General features: G+C 68.0%; 20 protein-coding genes. 9 read left to right on the top strand and 11 right to left on the bottom strand.

Features of this window, described 5'->3' with window-relative positions; all coding sequences use genetic code 11:
* Nucleotides 1–179 precede the first annotated feature (179 nt).
* Nucleotides 180–1,085 carry a LysR family transcriptional regulator gene (locus ACIHIX_RS11900; protein ID WP_399953408.1) on the top strand — a complete coding sequence of 302 codons (906 nt, stop codon included), beginning with the start codon at nt 180–182 and terminating at the stop codon, nt 1,083–1,085.
* Between the two features lie 88 nt (nt 1,086–1,173).
* Nucleotides 1,174–1,656: an NUDIX domain-containing protein gene (locus ACIHIX_RS11895; protein WP_399953405.1), complete on the top strand. Its 483-nt coding sequence runs from the start codon at nt 1,174–1,176 to the stop codon at nt 1,654–1,656.
* Between the two features lie 15 nt (nt 1,657–1,671).
* Here the strand turns inward: ACIHIX_RS11895 and ACIHIX_RS11890 are convergent, their stop codons facing one another.
* Both ACIHIX_RS11890 and ACIHIX_RS11885 read right to left on the bottom strand, forming a co-directional pair.
* Nucleotides 1,672–3,258, bottom strand: a complete 1,587-nt coding sequence (locus tag ACIHIX_RS11890; protein ID WP_399953403.1) for a globin domain-containing protein — start codon at nt 3,256–3,258, stop codon at nt 1,672–1,674.
* A gap of 404 nt (nt 3,259–3,662) precedes the next feature.
* Nucleotides 3,663–4,295, bottom strand: a complete 633-nt coding sequence (locus ACIHIX_RS11885; protein ID WP_399953400.1) for an HAD family hydrolase — start codon at nt 4,293–4,295, stop codon at nt 3,663–3,665.
* A gap of 195 nt (nt 4,296–4,490) precedes the next feature.
* Here ACIHIX_RS11885 and ACIHIX_RS11880 point away from each other — a divergent pair, with 195 nt between their 5' ends.
* Complete coding sequence (locus ACIHIX_RS11880; protein WP_399953397.1) at nt 4,491–5,357, top strand: GNAT family N-acetyltransferase; 867 nt, start codon at nt 4,491–4,493, stop codon at nt 5,355–5,357.
* A 118-nt stretch (nt 5,358–5,475) separates the two neighbouring features.
* On the opposite strand, the gene ACIHIX_RS11875 is transcribed toward ACIHIX_RS11880, so the two are convergent.
* The gene (locus ACIHIX_RS11875; RefSeq protein ID WP_399953394.1) at nt 5,476–6,696 is read right to left on the bottom strand and encodes an MFS transporter; all 1,221 of its coding nucleotides are present in this window, start codon (nt 6,694–6,696) and stop codon (nt 5,476–5,478) included.
* 142 nt (nt 6,697–6,838) lie between these two features.
* Between ACIHIX_RS11875 and ACIHIX_RS11870 the strand changes: the two genes are divergently transcribed.
* Nucleotides 6,839–7,297, top strand: coding sequence for a MarR family transcriptional regulator (locus ACIHIX_RS11870; RefSeq protein WP_329337141.1), 459 nt, complete (start codon nt 6,839–6,841; stop codon nt 7,295–7,297).
* A gap of 9 nt (nt 7,298–7,306) precedes the next feature.
* Nucleotides 7,307–7,759 carry a GNAT family N-acetyltransferase gene (locus ACIHIX_RS11865; protein ID WP_399953391.1) on the top strand — a complete coding sequence of 151 codons (453 nt, stop codon included), beginning with the start codon at nt 7,307–7,309 and terminating at the stop codon, nt 7,757–7,759.
* A 52-nt stretch (nt 7,760–7,811) separates the two neighbouring features.
* Here the strand turns inward: ACIHIX_RS11865 and ACIHIX_RS11860 are convergent, their stop codons facing one another.
* Nucleotides 7,812–9,197, bottom strand: a complete 1,386-nt coding sequence (locus tag ACIHIX_RS11860; protein ID WP_399953388.1) for a serine hydrolase domain-containing protein — start codon at nt 9,195–9,197, stop codon at nt 7,812–7,814.
* A 61-nt stretch (nt 9,198–9,258) separates the two neighbouring features.
* Nucleotides 9,259–10,731: a replicative DNA helicase gene (gene dnaB / locus ACIHIX_RS11855; RefSeq protein WP_399953386.1), complete on the bottom strand. Its 1,473-nt coding sequence runs from the start codon at nt 10,729–10,731 to the stop codon at nt 9,259–9,261.
* Between the two features lie 458 nt (nt 10,732–11,189).
* Here dnaB and ACIHIX_RS11850 point away from each other — a divergent pair, with 458 nt between their 5' ends.
* Nucleotides 11,190–12,527: an MATE family efflux transporter gene (locus ACIHIX_RS11850; RefSeq protein ID WP_399953383.1), complete on the top strand. Its 1,338-nt coding sequence runs from the start codon at nt 11,190–11,192 to the stop codon at nt 12,525–12,527.
* 220 nt (nt 12,528–12,747) lie between these two features.
* Here the strand turns inward: ACIHIX_RS11850 and rplI are convergent, their stop codons facing one another.
* From rplI to rpsF, 4 genes are all read right to left on the bottom strand, one after another.
* A complete protein-coding gene (gene rplI / locus ACIHIX_RS11845; RefSeq protein WP_329337132.1) occupies nt 12,748–13,194 on the bottom strand; it encodes a 50S ribosomal protein L9 in 447 nt (148 codons plus the stop codon).
* Nucleotides 13,195–13,212: 18 nt separating this feature from the next.
* On the bottom strand, nt 13,213–13,449 hold the full coding sequence (gene rpsR, locus ACIHIX_RS11840; protein ID WP_003949403.1) for a 30S ribosomal protein S18: 237 nt from the start codon (nt 13,447–13,449) through the stop codon (nt 13,213–13,215).
* Between the two features lie 41 nt (nt 13,450–13,490).
* Nucleotides 13,491–14,093 (bottom strand): single-stranded DNA-binding protein, encoded by a 603-nt coding sequence (locus ACIHIX_RS11835; RefSeq protein ID WP_399953380.1) that lies wholly within the window; start codon nt 14,091–14,093, stop codon nt 13,491–13,493.
* 81 nt (nt 14,094–14,174) lie between these two features.
* Nucleotides 14,175–14,465, bottom strand: coding sequence for a 30S ribosomal protein S6 (rpsF, locus tag ACIHIX_RS11830; RefSeq protein WP_007383258.1), 291 nt, complete (start codon nt 14,463–14,465; stop codon nt 14,175–14,177).
* Nucleotides 14,466–14,729: 264 nt separating this feature from the next.
* Here rpsF and ACIHIX_RS11825 point away from each other — a divergent pair, with 264 nt between their 5' ends.
* The 3 genes from ACIHIX_RS11825 to ACIHIX_RS11815 all read left to right on the top strand — a co-directional run bounded on the left by ACIHIX_RS11825 (nt 14,730) and on the right by ACIHIX_RS11815 (nt 17,446).
* Entirely contained in the window at nt 14,730–15,047 is a 318-nt protein-coding gene (locus ACIHIX_RS11825) for a hypothetical protein (RefSeq protein WP_399953377.1), read from the top strand.
* Between the two features lie 180 nt (nt 15,048–15,227).
* Entirely contained in the window at nt 15,228–16,349 is a 1,122-nt protein-coding gene (gene femX, locus ACIHIX_RS11820) for a peptidoglycan bridge formation glycyltransferase FemX (protein WP_329337129.1), read from the top strand.
* Nucleotides 16,350–16,414: 65 nt separating this feature from the next.
* Nucleotides 16,415–17,446, top strand: a complete 1,032-nt coding sequence (locus ACIHIX_RS11815; protein WP_126273066.1) for an alanine racemase — start codon at nt 16,415–16,417, stop codon at nt 17,444–17,446.
* 102 nt (nt 17,447–17,548) lie between these two features.
* Here the strand turns inward: ACIHIX_RS11815 and ACIHIX_RS11810 are convergent, their stop codons facing one another.
* Nucleotides 17,549–19,081, bottom strand: a complete 1,533-nt coding sequence (locus tag ACIHIX_RS11810; protein WP_399953373.1) for a glycosyltransferase family 87 protein — start codon at nt 19,079–19,081, stop codon at nt 17,549–17,551.
* Nucleotides 19,082–19,189: 108 nt separating this feature from the next.
* Nucleotides 19,190–21,799, bottom strand: a complete 2,610-nt coding sequence (locus ACIHIX_RS11805) for a transglycosylase domain-containing protein (protein ID WP_399953370.1) — start codon at nt 21,797–21,799, stop codon at nt 19,190–19,192.
* Nucleotides 21,800–22,123 lie beyond the last annotated feature (324 nt).

The raw sequence follows: 22,123 nt of genomic DNA, 5'->3' as shown, positions 1-22,123 counted from the left end.
TCCGAGCCTCCCCCCTCGTGGCTCGGACCGTCCTCGGTTCCGCGCGCGAAGAACCGCGCGAACAAGGCTAGTTGACTCTGTGTCAGTGTCCAATCACAGTAGCGACAGAGACCTATCGACATATTTATAGTTGGGGCCCGGCCGGGGGCTGGAACAGGCACGGAAGGGGAGGGCGCAGCATGGATCTGGCCTTGTTGCGGACCTTCGTGACCGTGCACCGGGCCGGCTCCTTCACCCGCGCCGCCGCGCTGTTGGGCCTCTCGCAGCCCGCCGTGACCTCGCAGATCCGCACTCTGGAGCGGCAGTTGGGCCGCCCCCTGTTCCTACGGCAGGCGCGTGGCGTGACCCCGACGACCATCGGCGACGAACTCGCCCACAAGGCGGCGCCGCATCTTGACGCCCTCGTGGAAATAGCCGAGACGGGGCTCGACGACGAGTCGTCCTTACGCACCCTGCACCTCGCCGGGCCACCCGAGTTCACCGCCGAACGGGCCCTGCCCGCGCTCACCGAGCTGACCGGCGAGGACGGCCAGGGCTTCGCGCTGCGCGCCTCCTTCGGGAACGCCGAGGAGACCCTGGAGGGGCTGGCCGCCGGACATCATGATCTGGCCATCTGCACGGCCCGTCCGCGCGGTGCCCTGCTCACCGCGACTCCGCTCTGCGACGAAGTCCACGTCCTGGTCGCCTCCCCGCTCCGGGCCGAGCAGATCGGTGCGGGAACACTGCGCCACAAGGGCGCGCACGCCCTGGAGAACGTTCCGGTGGTCGAGGTGCACGAGTCGCTGCCGTTCGTCTCCCGTTACTGGGCTTCCGTCTTCGACTCCCGACCAGCCGCTCCGGGTACCGTCATCGTCCCCGACCTGCGCGCCGTACTGGCCTGCGCCGCGGCGGGAGCCGGGCTGGCGGTCCTGCCCCGCTATCTGTGCGCCGAGGCGCTGGAGCGAGGGGACGTGGTCGCGCTGCACCATCCCGCGGTGCCGCCGTTGCGGACGTACTTCCTGGTGGTCCGCACCGGCACGCTGGCGATGCCGCATGTGGCACGGGCGCACGAGTGGCTGCTGCGGGCGGCAGACGACTGGGGCTGACCTGCGATTCTCGACCAGGCGCCCGATGTTCTCGGGCAATGACCGCAGGCGATGTTTCACGTGGAACCAAGCGGGCCACATTTCACCCATGACCGTCCGACCCGTGGTCAAGCGCACCGCACGTGCCGTTCTCCTGGACGGCGACGATCTGATCCTGATCAAGCGCACCAAGCCTGGTGTGGATCCCTACTGGCTCACCCCCGGTGGCGGGGTCGAGCCGAGTGACACGACCGTCGTCGACGCCCTGCACCGCGAGGTGTACGAGGAGCTCGGCGCCAAGATCACCGACGTGGTGCCCTGCTTCGTCGACACCGTCGAGCACATCGGCGAGGACGGCGGCGCGACCGGGGTGAAGGTCCAGCACTTCTTCGTCTGCCGCCTGGAGTCCATGGACGCCTCCCTGCGGCACGGGCCCGAGGTGGACGAGCCCATCGGCGAGTACGAGATCGTGCGGGTGCCGTTCACCCGGGTCGGGATCGCCTCCGTCCACCTCGTACCGCTGTCGCTGCGCCACTACCTGGACGGCAACATCGAGGGCGTACGTGCCATGCACGCGCCCGACCTGGGATGAGGCGGAGCTGGGTGCTCAGTCGCCGATGACGACGAGCTCCTCCACCGAGTCGTGGCGGATGCGCTCGGAAGGGATGCCGCTGTCCCTCAGCGCGTCCACGCCCCTGCGGATCATCCCGGGTGGGCCCGAGACATAGGCGTCGTACTCGTTCCAGGGGCCGTACCTGCGGATCGCGTCGGGGAGCTGGAGACGCGCCTGCTGGTCGATGACCGCGCGGACCGAGAGCCAGGGATGGGACTGCTGGAGACGGAGCATCGTGTCGATGTCGTACAGGTCGATGTCGGTGCGGGCGCCGTAGAAGACCTCGACCGGGCGGCGCTCGCCGCGTTCGGCCACGTCCTCGACCAGTGCCTTGATGGGCGCTATGCCGGTACCGCCACCCAGGCAGAGCAGGCCGCTGTCGGTGGTGTGGTCCACGGTCATCGAGCCGGCCGGCGGGCCGAGGCGGAGGATGTCGCCGGGCCGGGCGCGATGCACCAGGGCGCCTGAGACCCAGCCCGCGGGAACGGCCTTCACATGGAACGACAGCAGGCCGTCGGAACGGGGTGCCGAAGCGAAGGAGTAGTGCCGCCAGATCCGCGGCCACCAGGGCGTCTCCAGGCTCGTGTACTGCCCGGCGAGGAAGGGATAGGGCTGGTCCGGGCGGACGGTCACGACGGCGACGTCCCGCGTCCTCAGGTCGTGCGCGACGACCTCCGCGTGCCACCAGGCGGGCGCCCGCAGTTCGTCCGCGGCCGCCGCGTCGATCATCACCTGCGAGATCGTCGTGTACGCCCGCACCCACGCCGCCTCGAACTCCGGCCCCCAGACGTGCTCGGCGTACTTGCTCAGCGCGCCGATGAGGCACTCGCCGACGGCCGGATAGTGCTCGGGACGGGTGCCGTACTTGCGGTGACCGCGGCCGAGGTTCTGGAGGTAGTCCACTAGGACGGGGGTGTTGTCGATGTGTTCCGCGGCGGTGAGCAGCGCCTTGAGCAGCCGGTCCCGCTGGGTGTCCATCGCCGCGGGGAAGAGCGAGCGCAATTCGGGGTGGCGGACGAAGAGCAGGGCGTAGAAGTACGAGGTGACCTTGTCGGCCACGGGGCCGACCTCCGACATGGTCCGGCGGATGAGAACCGCGTCCGGGGAGGCTTGCTGAGCCCTCGCGGGGGCGGCCCGCTGAGGCGGCACACGCTGTTCGGCGGGAGGGGGTGCCGCGGGTGCCGCATGGGCCGATATCGGGGGCGCCGGTGGGGTCGGTACGGGTGACGGCGGGGTGGGGGGTGCGGGCTGGTGGGGGGCGAGTGACTGCCGGACGGATGGCGCGGGCTGATGAGGGGCGAGTGACTGCGGGACGGGGGGTATCGGCTGCTGTGGGACAGGTGGGGCGGGCTGGTGGCGCTGCCCCGTCTCTGGTGCCGCCGTGTGCTCGTCGTGTTCGGTCGTGGTCCTGCCGACCGGGCGCAGTGCCGCCAGTCGGTTGCCCTCGGCGGCTTCCTGCTCACCGCCCGGCGCCGTCACCGGCTGCTGGTGCGGCGTGAACCAGCCGCCCCCGCCGCCGGAAGTGCCGTTGTCGGCCGACGTAGTGGTCGGAGCGTCCATGGTGTGCCTCGCCTCGAACATCTTTCGGTCGGTCTGCGCACTTCCCCGGTCGGAATGTGCCTGCTGCCCCCGCAGACGGCTTGCTTTCTCCGTCGATGGCCACGGCCGATGCGGCCTTATTCGACCCGTATTAACGCCCCATACGGACAAGTAAGGAGACAGTGCGACATTGGCCGCAGCGCTCTCACCGCAGCATCCCATCGCGCACGGATACCCGGCCGCATAACCGAAAATGCGGGTCTTCGATCTCTCCGTCCCATTAGGCTGCGTTGCCTCGTTCGCGGCCCGACACGAGGAGGTGCTCACAGAACACGCTCCTCGCCGGACGAGAACCGGAGTCGACCCTACCGGGCACCGCTCCGCACACAAGTCCCCCCTCGGTCCGCCATGAATGAGCCAAGGACGGGCACCACGAATTCGCTCAATTACCAGGAGCGACACGCCAATTCATAGGCTCCCCACAGATCCTTCCCCGCATAGGAGTGGGTCGCGAGACCGGCCAGATGACTGTCGGCATTGACCGCCACGGAGACCGGAACCACACCGAAGAGGTCCCTGTCGGACGACGAGTCTCCGTAAGCGACACAATCGGCCCGAGTGACCCCGAACTCCTTGCACAACCGATCGGCAATCACGACCTTGGCCGCCGCATTGAGCGCCCCGGCCGGATCCACGGGCTCGGTGAACGGCACGGCGGGAAAGCGCGACCCGTGCGCCGCATGCGCACCCCAGTCGATGAGTCTCTCCACGAAGAAGGACGGCGAGAGCGACACCACGGCGCAGTAGTCGCCGTTGCTTCGGATCTCCCCCCAGACCTCACGAATACGGGCCAACCAAGGCGCCCCCTCGAATGCGGCCGTCACATGGGCGTCCGTGAGATCCGCCCACAGGGTGTGCACCCGCGTCGCATACTCGGGCGGCTCGATGAGACCCGACGAGATCGCCTGGTCGAGGGCCACGGCCTCGGCTTCCAGGCCGAGTTGCCGGGATATCTCGACGGGCGCGGAGGTTCCGTGCAACAACGTGCCGTCGAGATCGAAGAGATGAAGTCTGGCCATGGAGCCCGAGGCTAGCCGGGCCGGCTTTCGGTGGATCGACGCGGATGCCGGATTCCTACGGCTCGCCCATGTTTCACGTGAAACAACAACCAGCTGTCGTCGGGCTGTGCGGACGGCTACGGCATGGCCAAAAGCTCGTACTTCTCCGCGGAAACAGGTGGACGCCAGGGGTGCCCTTCAGACAGCCTGACCTGCGTGTCGACACCTTCCCCCGCTTCTCTGCCCATCCGCCGTCTGACGCACCGCGATCTCGTCGCCTGCGCCGACTTGTCCGAGGACCGGGGGTGGCCGCGCGAGGAGCACAAGTGGGGCTACCTCCTCGCCTCCGGAACGGGATACGGCATCGACGATCCCGAGGGCGGACTCGTCAGTGCCTGCGTCGTCACCACGTACGGGCCACAGGAGCGCCCGGAGCTGGGAGCCATCGGTATGGTCCTGGTCGCCGAACGGCACGCCCGGAAGGGCATTGGCCGCCGCTTGATGCGCCATGTGCTCGCGACGATGGGCACCACACCGCTCACCCTGCACGCGACACCGAACGGCCGCCCCCTCTACGAGGAACTGGGCTTCAAGGCCACCGGCCGGGCGGAGATGGTGCGAGGCCACTTCAATGCCGACGGCTACCGGGCCACCGTCACGACACGGGCGGCCACGGGTGGGGATCTCTCCGCCATCCTTCGGCTCGACGAGACGGTGTTCGGCGCCGACCGCACACACATCGTCACGCGCCTGCCCGCCTTCGCCGACCAGCTGCGGGTCGCCGAGGAGAACGGCCGGATCATCGGATACGCGGCCGCGTGGCCCAACATGGACACCCATGTCGTGGGCCCGCTCGTGGCCCGGGACACGGAGACGGCCAAGGCGCTCATCGCTTCCCTCGCCGCCCACACGGACCGCCCGCTGCGCACCGACATCGACGTACGGCACGAAGAACTGCTGGCCTGGGCGAAGGAGCACGGCCTGGCGTCCGTCTCCTTCAACGCGGTCATGACGTACGGCATCCCGGAACTGCCGGGCGACTGGAGCCGTCGGTTCGCGCCGGTGACGGTGGCGGCGGGGTGACCGCGACCGCCACGACGAACTGAGGAGCGCCGACATACGGCTGCGCCGGTCCCCGAGGAGTTACGGGGACCGGCGCGGTGTCCGCACCGCCGGTCGGCGGTCGGCGGTCGGCTCAGCCTCAGTGATGGGCGACGGACCGCTGCTCGGGGGAAACGGCAGCGGCTCCGGCTCCGGCGACTATCACGCTGGGCCCGCTGTCCCGGCGTTCCAGAGCCGCCGACAGGACGGCGAGTCCCAGGGCGCCCGCGGCGAGGGCCGCGCCCACCCAGTTGGGGGCGGTGTAGCCGAGGCCGGCGCTGATCACGAGGCCGCCGAGCCAGGCGGAGAGTGCGTTGCCGAGGTTGAAGGCGCCGATGTTCACGGCCGAGGCGAGCGTCGGGGCGCCGTGCGCCTGGTCGAGGACGCGCTTCTGGAGCGGCGGGACGGTGGCGAAGCCGAGGGCGCCGATGAGCGCGATCGTGACGGCAGCGAGCACCTTGTTGTGGGCGGTGAACGTGAAGAGCGCGAGGACGATCGCGAGGGCGCCCAGGGAGACGTACAGCATGGGCATCAGGGCGCGGTCCGCGTACTTGCCGCCGACCAGGTTGCCGCCCACCATGCCGAGGCCGAAGAGGACGAGCAGCCAGGTGACGGAGCCATCGGCGAAGCCGGTGACATGGGTCATCATCGGCGCGATGTAGGTGATCGCAGCGAAGACACCGCCGAAGCCGAGCACGGTCATCGCCATGGCAAGCAGGACCTGGGTGTTCTTGAAGGCGGCCAGTTCGTGGCGCAGGTGCACGCCTTCGGGCTTGGGCAGGTCGGGTACCAGCTTGGCGATGCCGATCAGGCCGACGACGCCGAGCGCGGCGACGACGGCGAAGGTGACCCGCCAGCCGGCGGTCTGTCCGACGAGGGTGCCGAGCGGCACGCCGACGACGTTGGCGACCGTCAGGCCGGTGAACATCATCGCGATGGCGCCGGCCTTCTTGTCCGGGGCGACCAGTTCGGCCGCGACGACGGATCCGATGCCGAAGAAGGCACCGTGGGCGAGCGAGGCGACGATCCGGCCGATCAGCATGACGCCGAACGCGGGGGCGAGGGCGGAGAGCAGGTTGCCGACGATGAACAGGCCCATGAGCGCCATCAGCATGCGCTTGCGGGGGACCTTGGTGCCGAGCACGGTCATGAGCGGGGCGCCGAACATGACGCCGAGCGCGTAGCCCGTCACCAGGAAGCCGGCCGTGGGGATGGAGACACCGAAGTCCCCCGCGACCTCGGGCAGCAAGCCCATGATCACGAACTCGGTGGTTCCAATGCCGAAGGCCCCGATCGCGAGGGCAAGAAGCGCGAGAGGCATGGAGGTCTGCACCTTCCCAGTTGATTGCATGAGCGCTTTACGGTTGATGACAATACTTGCAGACGCTTGTTAATTGCAAGCGCAGGCTATTGCGGGTCTGCCCTATCCTGGTTTCAGTCGTTCCGGGACGAAGGAAGCGCCAATGACAGCGACGGACCCCGCACTCACCGCCCTCGCCCAGGGCTGGTGCGCCCTCTCCCTGCTGCACGGGAGGATCGAGGCCCATATCGAGCGGGCCCTCCAGGCCAGGCACGACCTCAGCGTGCGCGAGTACTCCCTGCTCGACGTCCTCAGCCGCCAGCACGACGGCGACGGCGGTCACCTCCAGATGAAGCAGGTCGCCGACGCGGTCGTCCTGAGCCAGAGCGCCACCACGCGACTCGTCACGCGACTGGAGGACCGCGGCCTGCTGACCCGCTACCTGTGCCCCACTGACCGCCGCGGCATCTACACCAACGTCACGCCGGCAGGCCTTGCCCTGCTGGAGGAGGCACGGCCGACCAACGACTCCGCGCTGCGCGAGGCGCTGGACGAAGCGGCCAGGAACCCCGAGCTGGCGCCCCTGGTCAAGGTCGTCGAGTCGCTGAAGGTGCCCGCATAGGCTGAGGGCATGGGAGATCTTGAAATACGTGCCGCCGGCTCCGACGACGTCACCGCGATCGTCGCGATGCTCGCCGACGATCCGCTGGGCGCCCAGCGCGAGTCACCCGACGACCTCGCCCCATATCTGACGGCACTGGAGCGGCTCAGCTCCGACCCCAACCAGCACCTGATGGTCGCCGTGCGCCAGGGCCGCGTCGTCGGCACCCTCCAGCTCACGGTCATCCCCGGCCTGTCCCGGCGCGGCTCCACCAGATCGATCATCGAAGGCGTCCGTGTGCACGCCGACGAGCGCGGCAGCGGTCTGGGCACCCAGCTCATCGAGTGGGCGATCGACGAATCCCGGCGCCAGAACTGCCAGTTGGTCCAGCTGACCTCCGACGTCACCCGCACCGACGCCCACCGCTTCTACGAACGGCTCGGCTTCGAGGCCTCGCACGTGGGCTTCAAACTGCCGCTCTGATGTTCCGTGCATCGCGGGGGCTTGTTTCACGTGAAACAAGCCCCCGCATCGCTCAACCGATGCCGCGCCACCCCTCCGGGTCCACCCCACCCGGCACAGGAGCCCCCTCGTCGTACGGCTCACGCGTGAACACGAACGACCCCAGGTCCAGGTGGCTCACGCTGCCGTCCGGCCGCCGTACGGCCCGTAGAAGCTCTCCGGCGTAGTAGCCCTCCAGCCCCGTCCAGGTGCCGTCACCGTTGGCATGGAAGCGTGAGCGACGGCCACCGCCGGACAACGGCCCCATGGAGACTCCTCCCTCGGAGGTGAGTCGCAGGGCGAAGGCGTGCGTGCCCCAGTACCACTGCCCCGCCAACTCCATTACACCGGCGTCGACTTCGGGCAGCGGGCGCCACGGGTCGGGAATGCGCGGCTCGGCCTCGGCGACGATCCGGACGAGGTCGGCGCCCACGGAGGACAGCATCGGTCCGGAGGTGCAGTTGGCCAGCACCACTGCCGCGACATCGTCCGCCACGCTGATCGTGAGGTTGGCCAGGAACCCCGGCAGGGAACCGGAGTGCCCCACCAGCAGTCGGCCGTCCCGGTGCTGGATCTGCAACCCGAGGCCGTAGGAGGCGCCGTCCACCACATCGGCGACCTCGGCCGGTGCGGCAGGCGTGCGCATCTCCCTTACCGTCTCCGCGCTCAGCACCCGATCGTCCCCGTTCGCCAGGAAAGCCGCGAACTTCGCCAAGTCGCCGGTCGTGGACCAGAGTTGGCCCGCCGCAGCCATCCTCCCCAGGTCCTCGGTGGGCTCCGGCAACATCACGTCGGCCCAGGGGTGCACGGCCCAGCCGCCCGCGTGCGGCGCCCGGGGCTGAGCGCTCGTACGGTCCAGACCCAGGGGTTCGAGCACCTCACGCCGTAGCACCTCTTCCCACGGTGCCCCGCGCAGCTTCTCCACCACGGCGCCCAGCAGGGTGTAACCGGGGTTCGAATAGTGATGGCGGCGGCCGACCGGATGGAGGAAGGGCCGCTCGCCCAGGACGTCCGACAGCTCCGGGCGCAGGGCGCCCGGGGTCCGCTCCCACCACGGCCCCGGTGACTCGGCCGCCAACCCGGCTGTGTGCGCGAGCAGTTCGGCGATGGTCGCCTCCCCCGCGCCGGTCCCCGGCACGTGCTTCTCCAGCGGGTCACCGAGGTCCAGCACGCCCTCGTCGCGCAGCCGCAGTACGAGAACGGCGGTGAAGGTCTTGGTGATCGAGCCGATCCGGTACTGCACGTTCTCGTCCGGGCCGTGTCCGTCCACCGAGGTCCGTGAGCCGTGCCAGACTGCCCGACCGCCCCGCACGACCGTCGCGACCAGCGACGGTGTCCGCCCTTCGGCCTGGGCCACGGCGATGCGGTGCAGCAGTGCACGGCGCGTGCCGGGGAGCAGCTCTTCCTGGGATGTCGTCATGAACCCAGTCCACCCCGGCGAGTGCCGGGGCGTCGAGCTGATTTGGTGCGGGAGGGACGGCTCAGGTCTGGGCCATGTCCACGAAACGGGAGTAGTGGCCCTGGAAGGCGACCGTGATCGTCGCTGTCGGGCCGTTACGGTGCTTGCCGACGATGATGTCCGCCTCGCCGGCGCGCGGTGACTCCTTCTCGTAGGCGTCCTCGCGGTGGAGCAGGATCACCATGTCGGCATCCTGCTCGATCGAGCCGGACTCACGCAGGTCGGACACCTGAGGCTTCTTGTCCGTGCGCTGCTCGGGGCCACGGTTGAGCTGCGACAGCGCGATCACCGGGACTTCGAGCTCCTTGGCGAGGAGCTTGAGGTTACGGGACATGTCCGAGACCTCCTGCTGACGGCTCTCGGACCGCTTGCCGGACTGCATCAGCTGGAGATAGTCGATGATCACGAGCTTGATGTCGTTGCGCTGCTTGAGCCGACGGCACTTCGCGCGGATCTCCATCATCGACAGGTTCGGGGAGTCGTCGATGTAGAGCGGAGCGGCCGAGACCTCCGGCATCCGACGGGCCAGGCGGGTCCAGTCCTCGTCCGTCATGGTGCCGGACCGCATGTGGTGCAGGGCCACGCGCGCCTCGGCCGACAGCAGACGCATCGCGATCTCGTTGCGCCCCATTTCGAGGGAGAAGATGACGCTCGGCAGGTTGTTCTTGATCGACGCAGCCCGCGCGAAGTCCAGCGCCAGCGTGGACTTACCCATGGCGGGTCGGGCCGCGATGACGATCATCTGGCCCGGGTGCAGACCGTTGGTGAGCGAGTCGAGGTCGGTGAAGCCGGTGGGTACACCGGTCATCTCGCCGGTGCGGGAGCCGATCGCCTCGATCTCGTCGAGCGCGCCCTCCATGATGTCGCCGAGCGGGAGGTAGTCCTCGCTGGTGCGCTGTTCGGTCACCGCGTAGATCTCGGCCTGGGCGCGGTTGACGATCTCGTCGACGTCGTCGTCGGCCGCGTATCCCATCTGCGTGATGCGGGTGCCGGCTTCGACCAGCCGCCGCAGCACGGCCCGCTCGTGGACGATCTCCGCGTAGTACTCGGCGTTCGCCGCCGTCGGAACCGTCTGGACGAGGGTGTGCAGATACGATGCGCCGCCGACCTTGTTGATCTCGCCGCGCTTGGTCAGTTCGGCGGCGATCGTGATGGGGTCGGCCGGCTCACCCTTGGCGTAGACGTCGAGGATGGCCTGGAAGATCGTCTCGTGGGCCGGCTTGTAGAAGTCATGGCCCTTGATGACCTCGACGACGTCGGCGATGGCGTCCTTGGACAGCAGCATGCCGCCGAGCACGGACTGCTCCGCGTCGAGGTCCTGCGGCGGCACCCGCTCGAACGAGGTGCCTCCGCCGTCCCATTCGCCGTTCTCCCGGCCGCGGTCGTGCTGTTCGTCGCGGCCCCTGCCCCCGTCGCCGCGTCGGCGCGAGGCAGGCAGACGATCACTGGGACCGCTGTCGGCCCACGGATCGTCCAAGGGCTCGGAAATACTCACCGAGCCACCTCCTCCCGTCCGCCGAGCGGACCTCGCCGTGCCTCTCTTTCTACGGCACGGCACTGACAAATAGGAGGCCCAACTCCGTTTGTGGCGCGTCGGTTTTGTGATGGTTTCCCAGCCGACGGACGGAGCGGGCGCCGGACCACCGTAGGCCCGTCGGCACCGTCAGCCAATCTGGTTATCCACAGGCCATGTGGACGACGGGCCGGATGCTGTGGAGAACTCCGCAAAACCTGTGCACGACCCGGTGGACAGCCCTGTGAACAAGCTCGCCCTTCTTCCGAGAGACCCGCGCTGACCTGCATACTTCCCATCCACCGGCTGTGCAGAAGAAAAACTTTCCCGTCCGGACCAAGATCAGATCGAACGAGCCGCGCAAGCGTGCCACACCAGACACCAAGTAAGGGTCACTAATCAATTGCATCCATTACCTGTGGACGATTAGATTGGTGCTCATGACACACGCTCCCGCGACCTCGCGCGCCGCCCGGCGCCAGCACGACCGAGAGATCGTCGCACTGGCCGTCCCGGCCTTCGGCGCGCTCGTCGCCGAGCCCCTCTTCGTCCTGGCGGACAGCGCGATCGTGGGCCATCTCGGCACCGCACAACTCGCGGGTCTGGGCGTCGCCTCGGCCCTCCTCGTGACCGCCGTCAGCGTCTTCGTCTTCCTCGCCTACGCCACCACAGCGGCCGTCGCCCGGCGGGTCGGCGCCGGTGACCTCCAGTCCGCCATCCGGCAGGGCATGGACGGTATCTGGCTGGCACTCCTGATCGGCGCCGCGGTCGTCGCCGTAGTCCTGCCCATGGCGCCCGCCCTGGTGGAGCTCTTCGGCGCCTCGGACACGGCCGCTCCCTACGCGACCACGTATCTTCGGATCTCCTCCCTTGGCATCCCGGCCATGCTCATCGTTCTCGCCGCGACCGGAGTCCTCCGGGGCCTGCAGGACACGAAGACCCCCCTCTACGTGGCCATCGGTGGCTTCGTCGCCAACGCGGTCCTGAACGTGGTCCTCGTCTACGGCGCCGACCTCGGTATCGCCGGCTCCGCCTGGGGCACCGTCATCGCCCAGTGCGGCATGGCGACCGTCTACCTCGCGGTGGTCGTCCGCGGAGCCCGAGCCCACGGTGCCTCTCTGCGTCCCGACGCGGCGGGCATCCGAGCCTCGGCCCAGGCCGGCGTCCCCCTGCTCGTCCGTACGCTCTCGCTCCGGGCCATCCTGATGATCGCCACCGCGGTCGCGGCCCGACTCGGCGACGCGGACATCGCGGCGCATCAGATCATCCTGTCCCTGTGGAGCCTCCTCGCCTTCGCCCTGGACGCCATCGCCATCGCGGGGCAGGCCATCATCGGCCGCTATCTCGGTGCGGGCGACGCCCAGGGCGCACGCGAGGCATGCCGCCGCATGGTGCAGTGGGGGATCGCGGTCGGCGTGATACTCGGCCTGCTGGTGGTCGTGTCCCGGCCCGCGTTCCTGCCCCTGTTCACCAGTGACCCCGTGGTGAAGGATGCCGCGCTGCCCGCGTTGCTCGTCGTGGCACTCTCCCAGCCGATCTGCGGAATCGTGTTCGTCCTGGACGGCGTACTGATGGGTGCGGGAGACGGGCCGTACCTGGCATGGGCGATGGTGCTCACGCTGGCGGTCTTCACGCCCGTGGCTCTGCTGGTACCGGTGCTCGGTGGCGGCCTGACAGCCCTCTGGGGAGCCATGACGCTGATGATGGCGGTTCGCATGCTGACCCTGTGGCTGCGCGCTCGGTCGGGACGCTGGATCGTCACGGGCGCGACCCGCTGATGTTTCCCATGAAACGTCGCTCGATGTTGGCTCGTTTCACGTGAAACACGCCACCCCGCGATGTCAGCCCGCGATGTTCCGCTTCACATGAAGCATGCCGGTCCGGGACGTTTCACGTGAAACACCGAGAGACGCCAAGCCGCTCGACTCGGGCAAGCAAGAGGGGCCGTACCCCAGTGGGTACGGCCCCTCTCACAACTGCTCAAGCCGAGCGCAGCGGTCAGGCCGCGACGACCTCGATGCTGACCTTGGCGGCAACCTCGGGGTGCAGACGCACGGACGTCTCGTGGGCGCCCAGGGTCTTGATCGGCGAACCGAGCTCGATGCGGCGCTTGTCGACCTCGGGGCCACCGGACGCCTTGATCGCCGAGGCGATGTCGGCCGGGGTGACGGAACCGAAGAGACGACCGGCGTCGCCGGAGCGCACGGCCAGACGGACCTTGACGGCCTCGAGCTGGCCCTTGACCTGGTTGGCCTGCTCGATGGTCTGGATCTCGTGGATCTTGCGAGCACGACGGATCTGCTCGACGTCCTTCTCGCCACCCTTGGTCCAGCGGATAGCGAACTTCCGCGGGATCAGGTAGTTGCGAGCGTAACCGTCCTTGACGTCGACGACGTCGCCAGCGGCACCGAGGCCAGAGACCTCGTGGGTGAGGATGATCTTCATGAGTCGGTCACCCTTCCCTTATCGCGCGGTGGACGTGTAGGGCAGCAGCGCCATCTCACGGCTGTTCTTGACGGCCGTGGCGACGTCACGCTGGTGCTGCGTGCAGTTGCCGGTCACGCGGCGGGCACGGATCTTGCCGCGGTCGGAAATGAACTTCCGCAGCATGTTCGTGTCCTTGTAGTCCACGTACGTGACCTTGTCCTTGCAGAAAGCGCAGACCTTTTTCTTAGGCTTGCGCACAGGCGGCTTCGCCATGGTGTTTCTCCTGTGTGATCAAGAAGTGGGGATACGAGCCCTTAGAAGGGGGGCTCGTCCGAGTAGCCGCCGCCCTGCTGGCCGCCGCCGGAGTTTCCACCCCAGCCGCCGCCACCGCCGCCGCCCTGGTTACCACCGGCGGGAGCGCCGGTAGCCCACGGGTCGTCGGCGGGAGCACCGCCGCCGCCCTGCTGGCCGCCGCCGGAGTTTCCACCCCAGCCGCCGCCACCCTGGCCGCCACCGCCGCCGTAACCACCCTGGCCACCTCGGCCGGCACCGCCGGCGGTCTTGGTGACCTTGGCCGTGGCGTTCTTCAGGCTGGCGCCGACTTCCTCGACGTCCAGCTCGTAGACCGTGCGCTTGACGCCCTCACGGTCCTCGTAGGACCGCTGCTTCAGCCGGCCCTGCACGATGACGCGCATGCCTCGCTGGAGCGACTCCGCGACGTTCTCCGCCGCCTGACGCCAGACCGAGCAGGTCAGGAACAGGCTCTCGCCGTCCTTCCACTCGTTCGTCTGACGGTCGAAGGTGCGGGGGGTGGACGCGACACGGAACTTCGCGACCGCCGCACCGGAGGGGGTGAAGCGCAGCTCGGGGTCGTCGACAAGATTGCCGACGACCGTGATGACGGTCTCGCCTGCCATGGGGGTACCTCTCGGCGGGTTTGCTGCTCTGGCTGCTTGGTTGCTGCTACTCGAATCCCGAGATCAGCTGAGCGGGAGAGCTCAGTGGGTCTCGGGGCGGAGGACCTTGGTCCGGAGGACCGACTCGTTCAGGTTCAGCTGGCGGTCGAGCTCCTTGACGACCGCAGGCTCGGCCTGCAGGTCGATGACCGAGTAGATGCCCTCGGGCTTCTTCTTGATCTCGTACGAGAGACGACGACGGCCCCAGGTGTCGACCTTCTCGACCTTTCCGTTGCCCTCACGGACGACGGAGAGGAAGTTCTCGATCAGGGGGGCGACAGCGCGCTCCTCCAGATCGGGGTCGAGGATGACCATCACCTCGTAGTGACGCATGTGGAACCCACCTCCTTTGGACTCAGCGGCCACGGTCGTTCCGTGGCAGGAGGGTCGTGATGCGTACGCAACGGTATCGGCCGCCACTGACAATCGGGGCTTCCTCGCGGTAGTCCCGGTCGTGACATGGGCAGACACCAGTGCAGACGGTACAGACTACCCGCACACCGGCTTCCGGTTGAAATCCGGCCGCCAGGACCGACAATCTGTACACATCGGGTGTGTATGGCGCTACGATGCGCCGCCTTCCGCAGGAGGTGCCCTATGGCACAGGCAATGCGACCCAACACCGCCGTCGGAGGCCTTTTCGCCACGGACGGAAAACCCCACCCTCTCCAGGACTCGCTGCTCGCGGTGACCCTGGTGCTGGGGGTCTTGGCTTTCGTCACGGCGATGTTCCACAACCTCCACCTGCTCAGCTCCTGGGCCGGCCTGGTAGGGATCTGCACCGGCGCGTACGGCCAGTGGATCTCGGAGACGACCCGTGAGCGCTTCGGACTGATCCTCGGTCTCGGCGCCTCGGCAGTCGGCTTCTTCCTCGGCATGGCCCACGGCGGCCTCTTCGGCGGCTGGATCAGCTGACGCCAGGGACACCGTCCTCTTCACATCACCCACAAGCACCGCGGAACACCTCGGCGGCCCTCGCGCCGGGGCGCAGGTTCCGTACGCCCAGTCGGGGCGCTCGCTGGGCGCAGTAGGCTTCGGCGCGAGAGCCGGAGCCCCTGTACCCATGGGGACACACCAGCCCGAGGAGCGCCCCGAATGAGCCTGACCCTGAGGACGATCAGCCGCGAGCAGCATCTGGCATACATCCAGAGCCTGCCGGCGGCTAGCCACATGCAGGTTCCGGCCTGGGCAGACGTCAAGGCGGAGTGGCGCTCGGAGAGCCTCGGCTGGTTCGACGACAAGACCGGCGACATGGTCGGCGCGGGCTTGGTCCTCTACCGTCAGCTGCCCAAGATCAAGCGCTACCTGGCCTATCTGCCCGAGGGCCCGGTCATCAACTGGTTCGCGCCGAATCTGACCGACTGGCTGGAACCGATGCTCGCCCACCTCAAGCACCAGGGCGCCTTCTCCGTGAAGATGGGCCCGCCGGTGATCATCCGGCGCTGGGAGGCCACCTCCATCAAGGCGGGCATCCAGAACCCCGACGTGAAGCGACTGCGGGACATCGAGGCCGACTTCATCGAGCCGCGTGCCTTCGAGGTCGCCGACAAGCTCCGTCGTATGGGCTGGCAGCAGGGCGAGGACGGAGGCGCGGGCTTCGGTGACGTCCAGCCGCGTTACGTCTACCAGGTGCCGCTGGCGAACCGCTCCCTGGAAGAGGTCCACAAGAACTTCAACCAGCTGTGGCGCCGCAACATCAAGAAGGCCGAGAAGGCCGGTGTCGAGGTCGTCCAGGGCGGCTACCACGACCTTGAGGAGTGGCAGCGGCTGTACGAGATCACGGCCGTGCGCGACCACTTCCGGCCCCGCCCGCTCTCGTACTTCCAGCGCATGTGGACGGCCCTCAACACCGAGGACCCCAACCGCATGCGGCTGTACTTCGCCCGCCACAACGGCGTGAACCTGTCGGCGGCGACGATGCTGATCGTCGGTGGGCATGTCTGGTACTCCTACGGAGCCTCCGACAACATCGGCCGTGAGGTCCGGCCCTCGAACGCGATGCAGTGGCGCATGCTGCGCGACGCCTACGCCCTCGGCGCGACCGTCTACGACCTGCGTGGCATCTCCGACTCGCTGGACGAGACCGACCACCTCTTCGGCCTGATCCAGTTCAAGGTCGGCACCGGCGGTCAGGCCGCCGAGTACCTCGGCGAGTGGGACTTCCCGCTCAACAAGCTGCTCCACAAGGCGCTCGACATCTACATGTCGCGCCGCTGAGACACCACAATTTGCTTTCACACCTCTGATACACCGCAGCCACGAGAAAGGTTCCAGGTCCGGCCATGGCGCTCACGCTCTACGTCGACACCGCGCGCTGGCGTGCGCACCACAAGCACGTGCAGGACCAGTTCCCAGGGCTCGTCCCGGTCTGCAAGGGCAACGGCTACGGGTTCGGGCACGAGCGGCTGGCCGAGGAGGCCACCCGGCTCGGCTCGGACGTCCTCGCCGTCGGCACGACGTACGAGGCCGCGCGCATCAAGGACTGGTTCGGCGGCGACCTGCTGGTGCTGACGCCGTACCGGCGCGGTGAGGAGCCCGTGCCGCTGCCCGACCGCGTCATCCGCTCGGTGTCGTCGATCGACGGGGTCTACGGCCTCGTGGGCGCCCGGGTGGTCATCGAGGTGATGTCCTCGATGAAGCGGCACGGCATCAGCGAGCAGGATCTGCCGCAGCTGCACGCCGCCATAGAGAACGTCCGCCTGGAGGGCTTCGCCATCCATCTGCCGCTCGACCGCACCGACGGCTCGGACGCCGTCGAGGAGGTCATCGGCTGGATGGACCGGCTGCGCGCGGCGCGCCTGCCGCTGCACACGATGTTCGTCAGCCACCTCAAGGCCGAGGATCTGGCCCGGCTCCAGCAGCAGTTCCCGCAGACCCGTTTCCGCGCGCGGATCGGCACGCGGCTGTGGCTGGGGGACCATGAGGCCACCGAGTACCGCGGGGCCGTCCTGGACGTCACTCGTGTGGCCAAGGGCGACCGCTTCGGCTACCGGCAGCAGAAGGCGGCCTCGGACGGCTTCCTGGTCGTCGTGGCGGGCGGTACGTCGCACGGGGTGGGCCTGGAGGCCCCCAAGGCGCTGCACGGCGTCATGCCGCGCGCCAAGGGCGTAGCCCGCGCGGGCCTCGCCACGGTGAACCGGAACCTTTCTCCGTTCGTCTGGGGCGGCAAGCAGCGCTGGTTCGCGGAGCCGCCGCACATGCAGGTGTCGATCCTGTTCGTGCCCTCCGACGCCCCCGAGCCGAAGGTCGGCGAGGAGCTGGTGGCCCATCTCCGGCACACCACCACGCAGTTCGACCGGATCGTCGACCGCTGAAGGTCGTCCGGACCGGCTGAAGAGCCGTACACAGACAGCCGAAAGGCCGTACACGGGCCTCCCGTGTACGGCCTTTCGCGTGACTGCCTCCGCCTTGTTCGCTCAGAGCGAACGGTCCGAAGGGGCGGATGAATCGCCCCAACGGTCCGAGGGAGCGGCCGGGTCGCCCCACTCCACCTGCGGCCCGCCGAAGTGGGCGGCGTGGCGCGGGGGATGGGCCGCAGGGCCCAGGACGAACACGTCCTCCGCGCCGTCGAGCACGCCTCCCGAGGGATCGTCGTCGCCGGCCCGACGGACCACGTCCCGCTCCGGCATCCAGATGTCACGGACGACCACGGCACACAGGTACAGCGTCCCGAGCAGATGCAGGCCGATGGCCCAGTGGTAGCCCTCCTGGGGCAGGCCTTTGTGGGCCTCCGCGCTGGTCGTGTAGGCGAGGTACATCCAGATGCCCAGGAAGTACGCCACCTCGCACGCCTGCCAGATGAGGAAGTCCCGCCACTTGGGCCGAGCCAGCACGGCCAGCGGGACCAGCCACAGGACGTACTGCGGTGAGTAGACCTTGTTGGTGAGGATGAACGCCGCGACGATCAGGAAGGCCAGCTGGGCGAAGCGCGGCCGGCGCGGGGCGGTCAGGGTGAGCGCGGCGATGCCGACGCAGCTCAGCAGGACCAGCAGGGTGGCGAGTGTGTTGACCGTGTCGGTGCTCAGCGGGTCGGACGAGTTCTGCGCCAGGATCAGCCAGAAGGAACCGAAGTCGACGCCTCGTTCCTGGCTGAACTCGTAGAACTTCGCCCAGCCGTCCCAGGCGAGCAGCATCACGGGCAGGTTCACGACGAGCCAGGAGACCGCTGCGCCGCCCAACGCCTTCCCGAAGTCCCGCCACTTGCCGGCGCGCCAGCACAGCACGAACAGCGGGCCGAGCAGGAAGACGGGATAGAGCTTGGCGGCCGTGGCGAGGCCCAGCAGGACGCCGAACGCGAGCGAACGGCCCCGGGACCACATCAGCATCGCGGCGGCCGTCAGGGAGACCGCCAGGAGGTCCCAGTTGATGGTGGCCGTCAGCGCGAACGCGGGGGCCAGGGCGACCAGCAGACCGTCCCAGGGGCGCCGGGCGTGCGTACGGGTCACGCAGACGGCGATGACGGCCGCGCAGGCCATCAGCATCCCCGCGTTGACCATCCAGTACCACTGTTCCTGGTCCTGGATGCTGCCGCTGCCCGGTGTGAGCCAGGCCGCCACTTCCATGAACACACCGGTCAGCACCGGGTATTCGAGGTACTCCATGTCGCCGTTGAGCTTGTCGAAGTACGGCACGAGCCCGTCGGCGAAGCCGCGCCCCGCGTAGAGGTGCGGGATGTCCGAGTAACAGGCGTGCGTGTACTGCGAGCTGGCGCCGAAGAACCAGCCGCCGTTGTAGCAGGGCGCCTTCTGGATCAGACCGAGGGCGAACATACCGATCGCCACCAGCGCGATGACGCGCACGGGAGTCCACCAGGACGTCCCGAGCAGGGCACGCCGCCCGATGGGACCACCGATCAGCTCACTGCCACTCGCGGCGATCTCGTCGTCCCTGGTCGGCTGCACCGGGTCCTGCTCGTGCACGCTCGCTTGCGTGGATTCTGCACTGGGCATGGGGCACATCCTGCCGTACCTGCCTAGGAATACGCCGAGGGCCGCCGCACCTGGTAGGTACGACGGCCCATGTTTCACGTGAAACACCCTCGGCGGGCGATAGTGCGGCTAACCGGACGATCCGCCGAAGATGCCTCCATTGCCGTTGCCTCTGGTGGTGTCTGTCTCAGTGGCTGTAGGTGTGGAGGTCACGCCTCCGTCCGTGCCGCCGGTGTCCGTACCGCCCGTCTCCGAGCACTGCCAGCTGAACTTGCAGGACTCGCTCGGCGAGGGCGAGGGGGAGGTCAGGGTCGGCGTAGGCGTGGGGCTCGGCGTCGGGCTGGCCGTCTCGCTCGGCGTCGCGGTGACGGACGGCGTCGGAGACGGTGCCCCCACCTCGTCCTGGATCTCACCGATCTTCTCGGCGTCCGGGAAGGGGGTGTCGCTGTCGTTCTTGAGAGCGGCCTTCATGTACTCGGTCCAGATCGACGTCGGGATGTCACCACCGTGGATGGACTCCACACCCGCCGTGCCGTTCATGGACAGCAGCTTGCCCTTCTTCGGGTCCTCTCGGAACATCGCGACCGACGTCGAGAGCTGCTGGGTGTAACCGACGAACCAGGCCGACTTGTTGCTGTCGGTGGTACCGGTCTTGCCGGCCGCCGTACGGCCCAGGGCCAGCGCGTTCTTACCCGTACCGTTCTTGATGACGTTCTCGAGGGTGTCCGTGACGTTGTTCGCCACGTTCTCGGGCATCGCCAGGGTGACCTTGGGCTTGCTGAAGCCTGGGACGTCCTGGCCGTTCTGCTTGACGCCGGTCACCGAATACGGGTCGGCGTGCTTACCGGAGGCGGCGAACGTCGCGTAGGCATCCGCCATGCGGATGGCGCTGGGGGTGGACGTACCGAGGGCGAAGGAGGGGTTGATGTCGGCGAAGGTGCTCTTCAGGATGCCGGACTTCTCAGCCACGCTCGCGACGTTGCTCAGCCCCACATCCACACCGAGCTGCACGAACGGCGTGTTGATGGACTGCTCCATCGCCTTGCGCAGACTGATGTAGCCCCAGGGATAGTCGCTCTCGTTCTCCTGGTAGAACGTCGAGTTGTCCTTGCGCAGGTAGTAGGAGCCGTCCGGCTTCCGGACCTTCAGATGGTCGTTGCCGTTGTACTTGCTCAGCGGCGAGACTCCGACGTCCGGATCCTTGTACGTCCCGTACTCCATGGCCGCCGCGAGGACGAACGGCTTCCACGTCGAACCGACGGGCACACCCGAGGTGTCCGCGTTGTTGTTGAAGTGGTCGTTCTCGTAGCCCGCACCGCCGTACAGCGCGACGATCGCACCGTCCTTGGGCCGCACCGACGCCGCGCCGAACTGGACGTGCTTGTCTTTCTCACGCTTGTCCGGGTCGATGTTCTCCTTCTCGATCTTCTTGACGGCCGCCGAGAGCGCGTTGACCTTGCTCTTCTCGAACGTCGTGTAGATCTGGTACCCGCCCTTGTCGAAGTCGGCCCGCGAGATCTTCGAGTGGGACAGCACGTACTTCTTGGCCGTGTCGACGAGGTAGCTGATCTGGCCGGTCATGCCCTTGGTCGCCTTGAGGCCCTGGGGCGTGGGGTACTTCTTGATGGCCGTCTGGTACTTGGCGTCCGTCAGATGCTTGTCGTCGTGCATCTGCTCCAGGATCCAGCCCCAGCGTTCCTGGGAGCGCTTGAGGTTGGCGTCCTTGGTCGCCGAGGGGTCGATGCTCGTGTTGTCGATGGGGTCGTAGTACGTCGGGCCCTTGAGCAGCGCGGCGAGGAAGGCGCACTGGGAATCGGTGAGGTCCTCGGCGTCCTCTCCGTAGTAGGTCTGCGCGGCTGCCTGGATGCCGTAGGCGCCGCGACCGTAGTACGAGGTGTTCAAGTAGCCCTGGAGGATCTCGTCCTTCGTGAGCTTCGTCCCCACCTTTATGGAGATGAACATCTCCTTGAACTTCCGGGAGACCGTCTGTTCCTGGCTCAGGTAGGTGTTCTTCACGTACTGCTGGGTGATGGTCGAACCACCCTGTGTGTCACCACCGCGCGCCATGTTGGCGAGCGCCCGCGCGATACCCATGGGGTCGACGCCGGAGTCGGTGTAGAAGCTCTTGTTCTCAGCCGAGATCACGGCCCACTGCATGGCCTTGGGGATCTTGGAGATGTCGACGTTCTGCCGGTTGGCGCCGCTGCCCGTGGCAACCATCTGGCTGCCGTCTTCCCAGTAATAGACGTTGTTCTCGGACTTCGCCGCAGCGTTCTCACTGGGGATGCTCACCATGGCGTAGCCGATGCCCGCGATGGCGACCAGGCTGCCGAAGAAGGCGAGGCTGAGCCCGGAGACGAGTCTCCAGGAGGGCACCCAGCGCTGCCAGCCGTACTTGCCGGCGCGCGGGTAGTCGATGAACCGGTTCTTGGTGGAGGCGGTGGCTCGGCCGCGTCCAGGGCCGGTGGAGCCGCGGCGCGCGCCGCGGCCCGTGGGTTCGGGGGCTCTGCGCCGACTGCCCCCGTTTCTCTGTGCCGCACGGCGGGCGTCGGCGCGGCCGCCGTACGGCCGCTCCTCTGCCTCCGACTCGTGTGAACCCGACCCGTACGCGTCGGAAGGAGATCCGGTGGCGCCACGCGGTGCCGCACGGCGGCCGGAGGACGAGCCGGACTGGCCGCGTCGGGCCGCGGCACGTCCGCCTCCCTGCGGCTGCGGCGGTTTGCGACGGTGCTCGCTCATCGAACGACTACTCCTCGGGCAGGCGCACCTTTGCGCGCCTGGAAACGGCGGCTGCTGGTTTCCGGTCCCCCCGAAGTACGGATGTGGTCGCTTTCGCATTCACCCGTACTGCACCGAGGACGACGACGCCCCCAGGCGTCACTCGGTTCCCGGTGGTGTGCATGCCGCACAGACTACGCACCGTCAAAACCCGCCTAGCCCCGAAGTTCACCCCAAATCAGGCAACTTGCCTGCAACGAATCAGTGATGTGATCCCGTTCACCATCTCTGCACTTGTCGCATGCGGAAGGCCGTTCTATCGTCGTGATGTATCGAGTCGATACA

Origin of the sequence: Streptomyces sp. NPDC051913, assembly GCF_044593635.1 — a bacterium.
Lineage (GTDB): Bacteria > Actinomycetota > Actinomycetes > Streptomycetales > Streptomycetaceae > Streptomyces.
The sequence above is the reverse complement of the archived record's forward strand: the minus strand, read 5'-3'. Positions and strand labels throughout refer to the sequence as shown.